We start from the raw sequence: 15,009 nt of genomic DNA, 5'->3' as shown, positions 1-15,009 counted from the left end.
CGCCACCCCGAAACACCGAGAAGTCATGCTGGCGGATTCCACCACCTGCACCTGGAAAGGCTGCAAGGCACCAGCCTCGGAGTGCGACGCCCACCACATGGTCGAACACCAACACGGAGGCGAAACCACACCGGCAAACCTCGGGTGGTTATGCAAGTACCACAACTCCCAAGCCGCCCGCGGTACCCGGGGACATACCGAACGGCGCGACGGGCAGATCACCTACGTCTCACCCTATGGGAATGTCACCGCCACCGGCGCCGACCACAAAGCCCGCGCCGACAACCGCAAACCACCCGACTAAACCCCCACGCAAAAAGCCCGCGCGCCAGCAAACACTGGCGCGCCTACAGGCATGCCTTAATCCACCGTCTCCTTCAGAGGGTCCTCCACGATCGGGACGAGCAGCAGGAAAGCGAGCACCGCTAGCGGCACGATCATAAGGAAGACCGGGGTGAGCCCATCGTTGTAGCTCGTCAGCACCGCTTCTTTGACTGCGTCCGGAAGTTGGGCGACTTGGTGGGGAGTGAGGTTGCTTGACCCGCCGTCGAAAAGCGGTCCGACGGCCTCCAGCTGCTCAGGCGGCAGCTGGGCGAGTGCTCCAGGCATCCGCTCCGCCATGTTGTCGCGCATCTTGTGGATGAACAGCGAGCCGACCAGCGACGCGCCGATCGCGGAGCCGAGCTGGCGGAAGAAGTTGTTCGTCGCAGTTGCCGTGCCGACCATGGTGACCGGGAAGGAGTTCTGCACGATGAGGACCAGCACCTGCATGACCAGGCCGAGGCCGAAGCCGAAGGTGAACATGTAAAGACCAAGCGTGGTGAGCGAGGTGTCGACGGTGAGCGTAGAAAACAGGAACATGCCCACCGCGGTAAGCGCCATGCCAACGAGCGGGTAGACCTTGTAACGGCCCGTGCGCGAGATAACAAAGCCGACGGTCATACCGGTGCCGAGCATGCCAATCACCATCGGCAGCATCATCAGGCCGGCCTCGGTCGGCGTCATCTCGTGCACCATCTGCAGGTAGGTGGGCAGGTATGCCAGCGCGCCGACCATGGCCATGCCCAGCACGGTGCCCGCAGCGGTGGTGAGCACCATGTTGCGGTTGGTGAACAGGTACATCGGGATCAGCGGGTTCTTGGCGCGCAGCTCCACCAGGACGAAGGCGATGCCGCTCAGGATCGCAATTGCGGCAGCAGTGAAGATGGTGGGGCTCGTCCACTCGTATTGCGTGCCGCCCCACGTGGTGGTGAGGATGAGGCTGGAGGTGGAGATGATCATGAGCGCCATGCCGAGCCAGTCCGCGTTGAGCGGGCCGGGCGTGCCGCGACGCAGACGGAGCACGGAGGCGGACACCGCCATCGCAAGCAAGCCGAGCGGGATGTTCATCCACAGCCCCCAGCGCCAGCCGGGCCCGTCGGTGAACCAGCCGCCCAGGACCGGGCCGAGGACGGAGGACACGCCGAAGACAGCCCCCATCACGCCCATGTACTTGCCGCGTTCGCGGGCGGGCACGACTTCGGCGATGATGGATTGCGAGTTCACCATCATGCCGCCGGCACCCAGCCCCTGGATGGCGCGCCCGATGATCAGCATCGTCATGCTGTTGGCAAACCCGCCGAGCGTGGAACCAATGACGAACAGGCCGATCGAGCCGATGTAGAACCACTTGCGGCCAAGCCCGTCGCCGAACTTGCCGTTGATAGGCATGGCGATGGTCATAGTGATGAGGAAGGCGGAGATGACCCAGCTCATGTGGTCGACGCCGCCGAGCTCACCGACGATGGTGGGCAGCGCGGTGGAGAAGATCATCTGCCCGAGCGAGCTCATCAGCATGGTGAGCAGCAGCGCCGCGAAGATGAGTCCAACGTGCTGCTTTGCGCCCCCTTGGGGCCTTACGCTGTAGTTTTCCATTCGAGCTCCTTTGCAAATGCGGTGAACGTGGCACCTGCGCGTAGCAGGTGCGAGGTGGTGGTGCCTTCCTTGGGCTGGGGGAGGTGGAGGTAGTGGGAGATGGCGCAGAAGACGATTTCGACGATGGTGTGGATTTCCTCTTCCGCTGGGCCGTCAAGCTTCCTGTCCTGCGGGAACTGGGCAAAATGCTTCTCGACGGCCCGCCACACCGCCCCCAACGCCTCCCGCTTCCGAATCAGCGCCGCGCTCTCGAGTTCCATGTTGGCCTGGATGAGCGCGCGCTGGCGGGCGAGCAGGGATCGGTCGGGGGCTGCGGGGTCCTCCTCGAATGCGGTGAGGATGAGCTGGGGCAGATTGTCCGACTGCGTGTTGGCGATCGCGTCGAGCCCGTCTTCGGTGAGGCGGAGGGGGAACACACCGAAGATGGCGTGGTCCTTGGAATCCATGTAGTTGAAAAAGGTACGGCGGGAGATATCGGCAGCGTGGCAGATGTCTTCGACGGTGGTGTTGTCGAGTCCACGTGCTTCGACGAGGTCCAGTGCGGCCTCGTGAATCCTTTGCCTGGTGCGCTGCCGCTTCACTTCCCGCGTGCCTGCGGAACAGTGATGATTTTGCACAGCGTGCAATATTACACCCAGTGCAAAGTTTGGCAACTTGCCTGTTTATGTCTGGTCTGCGTCCGGAATTCCGCGCGAGAGCGTGCCCCCGGCGATGGCTTCCTCGCCCTCGAAATAGGTCAGTTCGACCAGTCCGTCCTCCGGCACGCTGATCTCCCAGCGGGCGTCAACTGCAGCGTTGGCGGCACCGGTGGCCGAGGAGCAGTGTTTCGTGAGGGGGACGTTGTGCAGGGAGGCGTCGATAAGCGTGGTGCACCCAGAGCGCGGGTACGTCACGGTGGCTGTGCCCGCGCCAAAGGTGGCGACGACGGGCCACGCCGCCTTCTGCGGGCGGCGCGCGTCTTCGCGCAGGTTGTTAAACGTGCCGGAGTACGTGCCAGCGGGGGCGTCCTCGGGTGCGGCAGAAGAAGGCTGCGCGGTGACGGTCACGGTTGCCGGTGCAGTGTCCGCGCCCGGCTGGCTCGACCAGTACGCGCCCGCGAGCGCGACCCCGATCAGGGCGAGGGCGAGCGCGAAGACACCGGCAGCCACCCACGGCTTGTTCGAGCCGCCGGCGGTGCGCAGCTCGGAAAAGGAATCAGGCATAGAAAAAGTCCCCAGCTAAAGAAGATAATGCTGGGGACTTATCCTAGCGGCTTAGTTGCGGTCGGTGTTTGCCATCGACAGCACGTCGAGGCGCTTGTCCAGCTCCTCCTCGGTGAGCTTCTCGCCATCGACGAAGCCGAGGTCGATCACGGCCTGGCGGATGGTGATGCCCTCCTTGATCGCGTGCTTGGCCACCTTCGCCGCGTTCTCGTAGCCAATCGCGGAGTTCAGCGGGGTCACGATCGACGGGGAGGACTCGGCGAGTTCGCGCATGTGCTCGACGTTCGGCTCGATGCCGTCGACAAGCTTAGTGGCGAACTGACGAGCGGTGTTTGCCAGCAGGCGGGAGGACTCGAGCACGTTGCGCGCCATCATCGGGATGAACACGTTGAGCTCGAACTGGCCCTGGGTGCCGCCGAAGGCGATCGCCGCGTCGTTGCCAATGACCTGCGCGGAGACCTGCGTTGCGGTCTCGCACAGCACGGGGTTGACCTTGCCCGGCATGATCGAGGAGCCCGGCTGCAGATCCGGCAGGTGGATCTCGGCGAAGCCGGCGAGCGGGCCGGAGCCCATCAGGCGGATGTCGTTAGCGATCTTGTAGAAGGAGACCGCCACGGAACGCATCGCACCGGAGAACTCGACGAGCGCGTCGCGGTTGGCCTGCGCCTCGAAGTGGTTCTTCGCCTCAGACAGCGCGTCGACGCCGGTGAGCTTCACCAGCTCCTCGGTGACCTTGGCACCGAACTCGGCCGGGGTGTTGATGCCGGTGCCGACGGCGGTACCGCCGATGGCCAGCTCGCCCAGGCGACCAACGGTGGCCTGCACGCGCTCGATACCCAGCTCGATCTGGCGGGCGTAGCCGGAGAACTCCTGGCCCAGGGTGACCGGGGTGGCGTCCATCAGGTGGGTGCGGCCGGACTTGACTACCTCGTGCCACTCCTCAGCCTTGGCGGCCAGAGACTTCTGCAGCACCTCCAAGCCCGGGATGAGATCCTGGACCGCTGCCTCGGTGGCTGCAACGTGGGTGGCGGTGGGGAAGGTGTCGTTGGAGGACTGACCCATGTTCACGTCGTCGTTCGGGTGGACTTCCACGCCGTTCGCCTTCGCGATGGAGGCGATGACCTCGTTGGTGTTCATGTTGGACGAGGTGCCGGAGCCGGTCTGGAACACGTCGATGGGGAACTGGTCGTTGTGCTTGCCGTCGGCGATTTCCTGCGCGGCGGCGATGATCGCATCGGCCTTCTCGGCGTCAAGCTTGCCCAGGTCCTTGTTCACCTGCGCACATGCTGCCTTGAGCAGGCCAAGTGCGCGGATCTGCTGGTCCTCCAGGCCGCGGCCGGAGATGGGGAAGTTCTCAACAGCGCGCTGGGTCTGCGCGCGCCACAGTGCGTCAACCGGCACCTTGACTTCGCCCATCGTGTCGTGCTCGATGCGGTACTGCTGTTCAGCCATATCTAACTTCCTTTGCTTGTCTGCGTATTCGGTCACAAATATTATGCCTGTTTTGGAGCAGACTAGTCGGAGGTCGGGTCCGAGTAGTCCACCACCGAGTACTCCTGCAGCTTGGCCAGCTTGTGCAGGGACTCCACGAAGCGCACGGTGCCGGACTTCGAGCGCATTACCAGCGAGCGGGTGGTCGCGCCGTTCTTGCGGTAGGACACGCCGCGGACCATGTCGCCGTTGGTCACGCCGGTGGCGGCGAAGTAGCAGTTGTCGGAGGCAACCAGCTCGTCGATGGTGAGCACGTGGTTGAGGTCGTGACCCGCGGCGAGCACCTTCTCGCGCTCCTCCTCGGACTGCGGGGCGAGCATGCCCTGGATGTCGCCGCCCAGGCACTTCAGGGCGCAGGCGGTGATGACGCCCTCCGGGGTGCCGCCGATGCCCATCGCCATGTCGATGGAGTTGGTGTCCTGTGCAGCGGCGATGGCGCCTGCCACGTCGCCGTCCATGATGAAGCGCACCTTTGCGCCGGCTTCGCGGATCTCTGCGACCAGCTTCTCGTGGCGCGGGCGGTCCAGCACGACGACGGTGACCTCGTCGGGGCGCACGCCCTTCGCGTCAGCGACGGCGTGGACGTTTTCCGCCACCGACTTGGTGATGTCGATGCGGCCTGCGGCCTCGGGGCCGACGGCGATCTTGTTCATGTAGAACGCGTCTTTCGGGTTGTACATCGAGCCGCGGTCGGCGGCGGCGATGACGGAGATCGCGTTCGGGCGGCCCTCGGCCATCAGGCGGGTGCCGTCGACCGGGTCAACGGCCAGGTCGACCTGCGCGCCTTCGCCGTTGCCGACGTGCTCGCCGTTGAACAGCATCGGGGCCTCGTCCTTTTCGCCCTCACCGATGACGATGACGCCGTCCATGTTGACGGAGTTGATCATCTTGCGCATCGCATCGACGGCCGCGCCGTCGCCCTCGTTCTTCTTGCCGCGACCAACCCAGCGGCCCGAGGCCAGCGCTGCGGCCTCTGTGACGCGAACAAGTTCCATCGCCAGATTGCGGTCGGGGAAGTACTCTTCAGACTTCGACTCAGTCATCGAAACGTTGCCTCCTGCGGCTTAAAAATTCATGCATCGGTCGCGGCGGGGGTGCACGGGCACCGCACCGCTCGGTTCCATTCTCGCACTTTCACGCCCGTTTCAGTCGCGGATGCCCACCATTTTGGGGGAAGAGTGAGCCCAGCAGCGGGAACGCCCAAGGAGTGCGACAAATTCGGGGGTGGACGCGCGGGCGTGTCATACTGGCCAGGTGACTCCTAACACGAAGATCTTCGAGGACGGCCGCAACATCGCGCTCAACATGGTGCTGATTGTGGTCATCATGCTCGTTGCCGTCGGCGCGACGGGGCTGTGCACCTTCAACCCGGGCAAACCCGAGCAGGGGCCGGTGCAGGAGGTCGACGCGGCGACGTTTCTGGACCTCGAGGCCCGCGCCGTCGACTTCCCCGTGGTCTACCCGCAGGCACCGGAGGGCTGGGTGACCAACTCGGCGCGCCGCTCGATGATCGCGCAAGCGCCCGCACCGGTCGTGGGGTGGGTCACCGCCGATGGCGGTTTCTTGCAGCTCACGCAGACTGGGGCCCCGCTTGACGACGCCGTGCGGCAGGCTGATAGCCACCCCCGCGAGCTCGAGCGCACCGAGACGGTCGACGGCACCGAGGTCCAGATCTACACCTCGGATGCCGCGGACGTGCGCGACCTGTGGGCGACCGACGCAGGCGAGGCGCGCCTGCTGGTCACCGGCGCGGGCACCGACGAGGAGTTCCACACGCTGATCTCCGCGGCACTGAAAGCGACCCCGATTACTCCTCAGGACTAACGCTGCGGGTTTCGATGGCGGCCTCGACGCGCTGCGACGCCCCGTCGAGAAGCACTTCGCACCGCTTGGCAAGCGCCTCGCCGCGCTCCCAATACTTCAGTGATTCGTCGAGGCTCATTTGGCCGAGCTCGAGGATTTTGACGGTTTCGATGAGCTCGTCGCGCGCCTGCTCGTAGCTCAATTCCTGCGGGTCCGGGAAGGCGTTCTCGCCGGCCTCGCCCGCGCCAAAGGTATTCTCTGCCATGGTTGCTCCTTCTAATCTGCTGGTTGGGTGGCCATTGCGGCCGCGGTAATCGACCCGTCGCCAACGCGGATGCGCAGCTGCGAGCCGGGTGGGGATTGCTCGATGCTGGTGACGACTTCGGGGCCGCTGCCGTCGCGGGGCAGGACCTGCACGACCGCGTAGCCGCGGGCAAGCGTCGCCGAAGGCCCGAGTGCCGACACTTGGGCGCGCAGCGACGCGACCGCCGCCTGCTCCTTCTGCAAAAGGTAGGTGACGTCGCGGCGGATCAAGCCGCGGGCCCGGTCGACCTCCTCACGGCGGCGCGTGATGGCGGACATCGGATCGGCGAGCACCGGGCGGGAACGCACCGAGGCGAGCCCGTTGCGCTCGCGCTGCACCCAGCCGCGGAGTGCCGCTGCCATGCGCTCGCGCGCCTCGGCGACCAGCGCGCGCTCCTGGGCGACGTCGGGGACCACGCGCTTCGCTGCATCGGTGGGGGTGGCGGCGCGCACGTCGGCGACGTTATCCAACACCGGGTTGTCCGGCTCGTGACCGATCGCGGAGACCACCGGGGTGTGAGCTGCTGCCACCGCGCGCTGGAGGGCTTCCTCCGAGAAGGGCAGCAGGTCCTCGACCGAGCCGCCGCCGCGGGCGATGATGATCACGTCCACCTCCGGGTCGCGGTCCAACTGTTCGAGCGCCTTGATCACCGCGGGCACGGCGAGTGCGCCCTGGACCGGGGTGTTGATGATGGAAAACTGCACCGCCGGCCAGCGGCTCTGCGCGACCGAGATCACGTCGCGCTCCGCGGCCGAAGCCTTGCCGGTGATCAGCCCGATCTTTTGCGGCAGGTAGGGCAGGGGCTTCTTGCGCGCCGGGTCGAACAGCCCCTCGGCGGCGAGCTGCTTGCGTAAGCGCTCGATACGCGCAAGCAGCTCGCCCTCGCCCACGTGCCGGATGTCGGTCACCCACATGGAGAAGGTGCCACGCCCGGCGTAGAAGGCTGGCTTGCCGCGCACGACGACGCGATCGCCCTCCTTAAGCGGGGTGGGCATACCTTGCAGCAGGGCGCTGTTGACCGTCAGCTGCACGCTGACCTGCTCCTGGGTATCCCGCAGGGTGAGGTAGGACAGTTTCCAGGTCGGCTTGGCGTTGATCTGCGCGAGTTGGCCCTCCACCCAGAGCCAACCCAGCTTTTCGATCCACCCCTTGACCGTGGTGTTGAGTTTGGATACGGACCAGGGTGCTTCCGCAGTGGATGCGGGCCTGCCGCTTTCCGACGTCACATTGTCTCCTTTCTTTAGCCCAGAGGCTTTCTCACAAGCTCCCGAAGGCTACTGCCGAACTTACACAGCGGGTGTGCTCGCTGCCTATTCTTTTAGACGCATTTTGGGTACTGTCGGTTCCATGACTGATCAGGGTAAAAATGTTCTTCTCGCTGCGCCCCGCGGCTACTGCGCTGGTGTGGACCGCGCGGTGGTGACCGTGGAAAAGGCGCTGGAAAAGTACGGCGCGCCCATCTACGTGCGCAAAGAGATTGTGCACAACAAGTACGTGGTGGAAACGCTCCAAGAGCGCGGCGTGATCTTCGTTGAGGAAACCGACGAGGTGCCCGAGGGTGCGCACCTGGTGTTCTCCGCCCACGGTATTTCCCCGGCGGTGCGCGAGTCCGCAAAGGCGCGCAACCTGCTCACCCTGGATGCTTCCTGCCCGCTGGTGACGAAGGTGCACAACGAGGCGAAGCGTTTCGCCCGCGACGGCTACCAGATCCTGCTTGTTGGCCACGAGGGCCACGAGGAGGTTGAGGGCACCGCGGGTGAGGCACCCGAGGTGACTCACCTGGTTGACGGGCTCGAGGGCGTCGATGCCCTGCCTGAGTCGCTGCAGGATGAGAAGCTGGTCTGGCTGTCGCAGACCACGCTGTCGGTGGATGAGACGCTGGAGATCGTAGCCAAGCTCAAGGAGCGCTTCCCGCACCTGCAGGATCCGCCGAGCGATGACATCTGCTACGCCACCCAGAACCGCCAGGCCGCGGTGAAGAAGATCGCGGGTAAGTCGGACCTGGTGATCGTGGTGGGTTCGCAGAACTCCTCCAACTCGAAGCGTCTGGTCGAGGTCGCGCTCGAGGCGGGCGCGAAGGATTCGCACCTGGTGGACTACGCATCGCAGATCGACGAGGCGTGGCTGGAAAACGCCACGACGATTGGCGTGACCTCGGGCGCGTCCGTGCCGGAGATTCTGGTCACCGAAGTCGTGAAGTTCCTCGACGAGCGCGGCTACTCGGATGTGGAGGAGGTCACCACCACGGTGGAGACGATCACCTTCGCGCTGCCGCGTGACCTGCGCGCGCCCCGCGCAGAGGCGACAAGCTAGTCGTACAGGTTGTCGCGCAGCCCGCCGCGGGTGCGCGCGGAGCGTTCGCGCTCCTCTTTGGCCCGGTTGAGCAGCTCCTGCACGGAAACGCTGGAGGAGCGCTCCCGGGCCCTTCTGCTTTGCGACGCCGCGCGGCGGTTACTCTCCGCCACCTGGTGCCGCTCCGCCGTCTCGGTACGGGTCCGCGCCCGATTTTGCCGCTCGACGAGCTTGTAGCGGGCCACCGCAATGATTACCGCGCCCACCGTGACGGTAAAGAGCACGGGGAAGACCTCGGTGATGGGGTAGAACACGGCCAAAAGCGCCGCCTTGGAGGACACGCCGCCGGCGTTGATTTCGCTGTGGGAGATGGCGTAGCCGGTGGCCAGCACCGTGAGGAAGAGCAGGATGGGGGCGCTGGCGACGGTGAGGAAGAGTCCCTTCGGGTTGACCAGTGTGGTGACCACCAGGGTGGCGATGATGAAACAGGTGAGAAGCGGCCAGCCAATCACGCCGGAATAGATGCTCAGCAGCGCGCCGGTGAACAGCGCGGCGAACAGGATGCCAATGGCAGAACCTGTCGGCAGGCCTTGGAAGGCGGCTGACGGGGCGTTGGTATTCCGGATCACGTGAGACACGTCGAGATAGTTTACCCGGCGCTGTGGCGTGGGCGCGACGTGGCAGGCGTCAGCGGGGCCGCGGCGTGGCGTCCGGTGGGCACGTCCATGTCTTCAAGCTTGCGCGCGGTGACCATGACGCGCGTATCCATGGAGGCGAGCGTGGCGTTATAGGCCTCGACCGCCTTGTCCAGGGATGCGCCGACCTTGTTGTAGTGCTCGCCCATCACCCGTAGGCGGGCGTGGAGTTCGGCACCGAGGCGCTGGACCTCCTTTGCCTTCTCGTTGAGCGAGTCTTGACGCCACCCGAGCGCGACGGTGCGCAGCAGCGCGAACAGGGTGGTGGGGGTGGCGATGACGACGTCGCGGGACAGGGCGTAGTCCAAAAGTTCGGGGTCGAGGGCAAGACCTGCGTCTAGGAAGGGGTCGGCGGGCACGAACATCACCACGAACTCCGGGGTGGGCTGGAATGCCGCGATGTAGGACTTGGACGACAGCGTCTCCACGTGCCGGCGCAGCAGGTGCGCGTGCCTGCGCATGTACGCCTGCTTTTCCTCGGGGTCTTCCGTGTTGAGCGCATCCAGGTAGGAGGAAAAGGGCACCTTGGCATCCACGACGATGTTGCGCCCCTCGGACAGGCGGATGACCATGTCGGGGCGCACGGCGGGCAGATCGCCGGTGCGCATGTGCGTCTGGACGTCGAAGTCCACGTGTTCGACCATGCCGCCGAGCTCGACAACGCGCTGGAGCTGGATCTCGCCCCAGCGGCCGCGAACCTGCGGGCTGCGCAGAGCGCCTAGAAGCTGGTCGGTGCGATCCCCGAGGCGCGCGGAGGTGCGCCCAATGGTCTGAACCTGGCTGGCGAGCGCGTTGCGGGCGAGTGCTTGCTCCTTGTCGAGATCGTCGAGCTGGTCCTGCAATTGCGTGAGCGCGCGGGCGACGGGCGCGAGGTCAGTGGGTGGCGCCGGTGCCGGGGTGTTGCGTTTCAGCCAGCTCATGCCGGTGAATAGGCCCGCGATGAACCCGATGAGGAGGCCGGTGAGCAGGGTAAGGAGTGCGGTTGCGGAAGACATGTCGCCGAGTTAAGCACACCCGGCGAACACGCTAGTCCTCGCGAGGGGCGGATTCCTCGTTTTTGCCGAACATTTTGGCGAAGGCGGGGTGCTCGCGGGCGTCGATAAGCTTCTTCCAGCTGCTGGAGCTCTCTTCCGCTTCCTCTGGCTCCTCGACTTCCGGCGGGGTGGTCCACTGGCGCTCCTTGCGCCACTCGCGACGCTCGAAGACGGATTCGCGCTCCTCGATCTCCGCGATGGTGCGGCCTTCGTCGGTGACGAAGTCGATCTCGGCGGCGGTTTTCTCGCCGGAGTGGATGCGCAGGATGTCCAGGATGTAGCGGTAGCACACGGCGATCATTGCGGCGGCCGGCACGGCGAGGAAGGCACCGATGAGCCCGAAGATGCCGCCGCCGATGGTCACGGACACCAACACGATGACCGGGTGCAGGTTCATTGCGCGCGACTGCAGCATCGGCGAAAGTACGTTGCCCTCGAGCTGTTGCACGGCGATCACGATGGCGAGCACGATGAGTGCCTCGGTAAAGCCGAGGGAGACGAGCGCGACGAGCACCGCCAGCGCGCCGGCGGTGACCGCGCCGACGATTGGGATGAACCCGGCCATGAACGTGATCACCGCCAGGGTGAAGGCCATGGGGACGCCGACGAGGTAGATGCCGAGGCCGATAAACACGGCGTCGACAAGCGAGACGAGCGCCTGGGCGAGGATGAAACGACTGAGTGTTTCCCACGCGCGGGTGAGCAGCTCGGTGGCGTGCAGACCGCTGCGGCCGCCGGTGGCCGAGCGGACCCAGGGTAGGAAGCGGTGGCCGTCCTTGAGGAAGAAGAAGGTGAGCACGAGCACCACCATGAGCGAGACCATCAGCCCTGCTGCCGTGCCCAGGCCGGAGAAGACGCCGCCGGCGATCGCCCCGGCTTGGTTCTGCAACCACTGGGCGACCTCGTTGATCGCCTCGCTTAGGTCGTCGGGGTCCATGTTCAGTGGCGGGCCCTGCATCCACAGCTGCATCCGCTGGATGCCTTCGAGGGCCTGCAAGTACAGGATGCGCGAGTGCGCCACGATATCTGGCGCGATCATGAGCGCGAGTACCGAGATCAGTCCGAAGAACCCGAGCAGCGTGGTCAGCGCCGCCAGCGCGGAGGGGATGCCGTGGTTGCGCATCCAGGAGGCGATGGGGGCGAGCACCGTGCAGATGATCAGCGCCAGCACGATTGGTAGGACCCCGGCCCAGAATGCGCCGATGAGGTGGCCTAGCGCGAAGAGGAAGACAGCAATGATGAGCAAACGCAGCGTCAGCATCGAGGCTGCCTTGACCCACGAATTCATCACCACACCGCGATCCACGCGGTCTGAGCGGTGCGGGGCGGTGGGAGACGATTCAGTCGTTGCCTTACTGGTACTCACTTGCACCATTGTGCCCCACTCGAGCCGGAAGTGCTCGCACCCCCCTGCGTGTCGGGGTAAGCGCTCATGTGGGCTAGGATTGGCCGACGTGAGCCTTACACTTGGAATCGTCGGACTGCCCAACGTTGGTAAGTCAACCCTCTTCAACGCCCTGACGCGCAACGAGGTGCTTGCTGCCAACTACCCGTTTGCCACCATTGAGCCCAACGTGGGCCTGGTCGAGCTGCCCGATCCACGCCTGGAGCGGCTGGCTGAGATCTTCAAATCCGAGCGGATCCTTCCCGCCACGGTGTCTTTCGTGGACATCGCCGGCATTGTGAAGGGTGCCTCCGAGGGCGAGGGCATGGGCAACGCCTTTTTGGCCAATATTCGCGAGGCGGATGCGATCTGCCAGGTCGTGCGTGCGTTTAGCGACGACAACGTGATCCACGTCGACGGCCAGATCGACCCCGCCAGCGACATCAGCGTGATCAACACCGAGCTGATCCTCGCTGACCTGCAGACCATCGAAAAGGCCCTGCCGCGCCTGGAGAAGGACGGCCGCAAAGACAAGGACATCGCCGCGCAAGCCGAGGAGGCCAAGAAGGCCCAGGCCGTGCTTGAGGACGACCGTACGCTGTTCGCCGCCTCCAAGACCGGCGACATCGACTTAGACCTGCTGCACCACCTGCACCTGATGACGGCCAAGCCCTTCCTCTACGTGTTCAACTCCGACGAGGACGTGCTTACCGACGACGCCCGCAAGCAGGAGCTCCGCGAGCTCGTCGCCCCCGCCGACGCCGTCTTCCTCGACGCGCAGACCGAGACCGAGCTGCTTGAGCTTGACGACGAGGACGCGGCCGAATTGCTCGCCGCCGTCGGCCAGGACGAGCCGGGCCTGCAGACCCTGGCCAAGGCCGGCTTCGACACCCTCGGCCTGCAGACCTACCTCACCGCGGGCCCGAAGGAGGCCCGCGCCTGGACGATCCACAAGGGCGATACCGCCCCGCAGGCCGCCGGCGTGATCCACTCCGACTTTGAGAAGGGCTTCATCAAGGCCGAGATCGTCGCCTTCGAGGACCTGGACGAGCTCGGTTCCATGGCCGAGGCCCGCGCCCACGGCAAGGTGCGCCAGGAGGGCAAGGACTACGTCATGGTCGACGGCGACGTCGTGGAGTTTCGTTTCAATGTAACCTGAGGCGCGCTAGTGTTAGCGGCATGACAACACGTGCTGCTATTTACCTCCGTATCTCGCTCGATGCTGCCATGGACGGCCTCGCCATCGACCGGCAGCGCCAGGACTGCGAAGCCCTTGCCGAGCAACGCGGCTGGGACGTCGTGCATACCTACGTCGATCAGTCGATCTCCGCGTCGAAGAAGGACGTGGACCGCCCCGACTACGACGCGATGGTGGCGTCCTTTGAGCGCGGCGAGATCGACGCGATCATTTGCTGGGACCTCGACCGCCTCACACGGCAGCCCTGGCAGCTCGAAGAGTGGATCGACAGGGCAGAGGAGCAGGGGCTGAAACTCGTCACTGCGAACGGTGATGCTGACCTTGCCACCGACGGCGGCAGAATGTACGCGCGCATCAAAGCAGCCGTGGCACGCGGCGAGATCGAGCGAAAGAGCATGCGCCAGTCTCGTGCGCAACAGCAACGCGCCGAGCAGGGCCGCTGGTACTCCGGCGGTGTGCGCCCTATCGGCTACACCTCCACCGGCGAGATCATTCCATCCGAAGCCGCCGCCGTGCTCGGTATGTTCCGCGCTGTCGAGAGGGGCAACTCCATGCGCGACATTGCGCGCGCCTTATCTGGGGTCGATCAACCGGGCTTGCCGGATATCCCGACCACGCCGCGCCATATGTACACCGTGGTCACAGAGCGCAACGCTCGACGCCGCGCTGAAGGCCAGGAAGAAAAGCCGGTTCCCGACGCGCAGCCGTGGGCCTACACGTCGTTGCACTCGATCCTGCGCAACCCCGTGTATGCGGGTTACTCCACTTATAAGAAGGCCAAGCGCAAAGGCGTGAAGAACAAATACCGCCGTGTCACGCATATCGTCCGCGACCCCGATACCGGCGAGCCGGTGAAAGGGCAGTGGGAGCCGATCGTCACACCAGATCTGTGGTGGCGCGTGCAGAACGTGCTCGACGATCCCGACCGGCTGACCAACAAGGAGCGCCGGAACACTCGCCGCCATCTCGGCTCGGGTCTGTATGTCTGCGACGAGTGTGGCAACCCCGTGCGCACACATGCCGACCGCTACCGCTGCGCCGCCTGTGGATTAGTGCGCACACATAGCGTCGATGATTTTGTGCTCGCCGTGATCCGCGCCCGCCTTGGCCGTGACGACCTGGCGGACCTGCTGCCGACTGTGGACGACGACGAGGTCAACGCCATCGACGACGAACTCGCTGAGCTTCGCGCAAAGCTCGCCCGCGTCCAGGCTGACTACGATGAGGAGCTTATCGAGGCCCGTGACCTCAAGCGCGCGCGAAACCGTTATGAGCCGCAGATCGAGAAACTCGAAACGCGCCGTGCCCGTCTTGCTGGCGCATCGGCGCTGCTCGACACAACCGGCTACGCCTCGCCCGTGGATGCCTTCGACAACGCAGAGCTTGCCGTGCAGCGCCGAGTCATCAATACCCTGTGCCAGGTGCGCCTGCGCCGTGGCGTGCGCGGCACCAAGACCTTTAACCCTGAATCGGTGCAGATCGTGTGGAACTAGGTTGCAGTGTGTGACACGTCAACAATCGCGCGCATGCGCTGCGGCGCGCAAAGCTCTTACGAAGGAACGCCACGGGAGCCGGCAGTTCGGGGGAGATCTGCCTTCGTGTATCGGGGGCGACACTGCTCAACCGTGGCGTTCGCAGGAAGTATGACACGGCTCTTGTTACCCCAGAGGTCGTAGGTTCGAATCCTGCCCC

At 65.1% G+C, this 15,009-nt stretch carries 15 protein-coding genes; 5 read left to right on the top strand and 10 right to left on the bottom strand.

The window, feature by feature from the left end:
- Nucleotides 1–304 (top strand): HNH endonuclease signature motif containing protein (locus tag HMPREF2990_RS12875; RefSeq protein ID WP_168167111.1); only part of this gene is annotated, 304 nt, incomplete at its 5' end.
- Nucleotides 305–360: 56 nt separating this feature from the next.
- Here HMPREF2990_RS12875 and HMPREF2990_RS02570 read toward each other — a convergent pair.
- From HMPREF2990_RS02570 to glpX, 5 genes are all read right to left on the bottom strand, one after another.
- Nucleotides 361–1,914: an MDR family MFS transporter gene (locus HMPREF2990_RS02570; protein ID WP_070762577.1), complete on the bottom strand. Its 1,554-nt coding sequence runs from the start codon at nt 1,912–1,914 to the stop codon at nt 361–363.
- A complete protein-coding gene (locus HMPREF2990_RS02565; RefSeq protein WP_070762576.1) occupies nt 1,896–2,495 on the bottom strand; it encodes a TetR/AcrR family transcriptional regulator in 600 nt (199 codons plus the stop codon). Before HMPREF2990_RS02565 ends, HMPREF2990_RS02570 begins: the two co-directional genes overlap by 19 nt.
- Nucleotides 2,496–2,576: 81 nt before the next feature.
- Nucleotides 2,577–3,116, bottom strand: coding sequence for a hypothetical protein (locus HMPREF2990_RS02560; RefSeq protein WP_070762575.1), 540 nt, complete (start codon nt 3,114–3,116; stop codon nt 2,577–2,579).
- Between the two features lie 51 nt (nt 3,117–3,167).
- Nucleotides 3,168–4,568 carry a class II fumarate hydratase gene (locus tag HMPREF2990_RS02555; protein ID WP_070762574.1) on the bottom strand — a complete coding sequence of 467 codons (1,401 nt, stop codon included), beginning with the start codon at nt 4,566–4,568 and terminating at the stop codon, nt 3,168–3,170.
- Between the two features lie 62 nt (nt 4,569–4,630).
- Entirely contained in the window at nt 4,631–5,650 is a 1,020-nt protein-coding gene (glpX, locus tag HMPREF2990_RS02550; RefSeq protein WP_070762573.1) for a class II fructose-bisphosphatase, read from the bottom strand.
- Between the two features lie 211 nt (nt 5,651–5,861).
- Between glpX and HMPREF2990_RS02545 the strand changes: the two genes are divergently transcribed.
- On the top strand, nt 5,862–6,431 hold the full coding sequence (locus HMPREF2990_RS02545) for a DUF4245 domain-containing protein (protein WP_246817408.1): 570 nt from the start codon (nt 5,862–5,864) through the stop codon (nt 6,429–6,431).
- On the opposite strand, the gene HMPREF2990_RS02540 is transcribed toward HMPREF2990_RS02545, so the two are convergent.
- Both HMPREF2990_RS02540 and xseA read right to left on the bottom strand, forming a co-directional pair.
- Complete coding sequence (locus tag HMPREF2990_RS02540) at nt 6,415–6,675, bottom strand: exodeoxyribonuclease VII small subunit (protein WP_070762572.1); 261 nt, start codon at nt 6,673–6,675, stop codon at nt 6,415–6,417. The genes HMPREF2990_RS02545 and HMPREF2990_RS02540 overlap by 17 nt on opposite strands.
- Before the next feature lie 11 nt (nt 6,676–6,686).
- A complete protein-coding gene (gene xseA / locus HMPREF2990_RS02535) occupies nt 6,687–7,940 on the bottom strand; it encodes an exodeoxyribonuclease VII large subunit (RefSeq protein WP_070762571.1) in 1,254 nt (417 codons plus the stop codon).
- 121 nt (nt 7,941–8,061) lie between these two features.
- Between xseA and HMPREF2990_RS02530 the strand changes: the two genes are divergently transcribed.
- On the top strand, nt 8,062–9,027 hold the full coding sequence (locus tag HMPREF2990_RS02530) for a 4-hydroxy-3-methylbut-2-enyl diphosphate reductase (protein WP_070762570.1): 966 nt from the start codon (nt 8,062–8,064) through the stop codon (nt 9,025–9,027).
- Here HMPREF2990_RS02530 and HMPREF2990_RS02525 read toward each other — a convergent pair.
- From HMPREF2990_RS02525 to HMPREF2990_RS02515, 3 genes are read right to left on the bottom strand one after another with little or no spacing between them, the layout of a single operon-like run.
- Complete coding sequence (locus HMPREF2990_RS02525) at nt 9,024–9,644, bottom strand: DUF6542 domain-containing protein (protein ID WP_070762569.1); 621 nt, start codon at nt 9,642–9,644, stop codon at nt 9,024–9,026. The genes HMPREF2990_RS02530 and HMPREF2990_RS02525 overlap by 4 nt on opposite strands.
- A gap of 11 nt (nt 9,645–9,655) precedes the next feature.
- Nucleotides 9,656–10,696, bottom strand: coding sequence for a DNA recombination protein RmuC (locus HMPREF2990_RS02520; RefSeq protein WP_070762568.1), 1,041 nt, complete (start codon nt 10,694–10,696; stop codon nt 9,656–9,658).
- A gap of 31 nt (nt 10,697–10,727) precedes the next feature.
- Entirely contained in the window at nt 10,728–12,101 is a 1,374-nt protein-coding gene (locus HMPREF2990_RS02515) for an AI-2E family transporter (protein WP_371574898.1), read from the bottom strand.
- 88 nt (nt 12,102–12,189) lie between these two features.
- On the opposite strand from HMPREF2990_RS02515, the gene ychF reads away from it, so the two are divergent.
- Nucleotides 12,190–13,278 carry a redox-regulated ATPase YchF gene (ychF, locus tag HMPREF2990_RS02510; protein ID WP_070762567.1) on the top strand — a complete coding sequence of 363 codons (1,089 nt, stop codon included), beginning with the start codon at nt 12,190–12,192 and terminating at the stop codon, nt 13,276–13,278.
- Nucleotides 13,279–13,298: 20 nt separating this feature from the next.
- Nucleotides 13,299–14,810 carry a recombinase family protein gene (locus HMPREF2990_RS02505; protein WP_070421670.1) on the top strand — a complete coding sequence of 504 codons (1,512 nt, stop codon included), beginning with the start codon at nt 13,299–13,301 and terminating at the stop codon, nt 14,808–14,810.
- The last annotated feature ends 199 nt before the right edge of the window (nt 14,811–15,009 follow it).

The organism is Corynebacterium sp. HMSC071B10, assembly GCF_001814825.1.
Lineage (GTDB): Bacteria > Actinomycetota > Actinomycetes > Mycobacteriales > Mycobacteriaceae > Corynebacterium.
The sequence above is the reverse complement of the archived record's forward strand: the minus strand, read 5'-3'. Positions and strand labels throughout refer to the sequence as shown.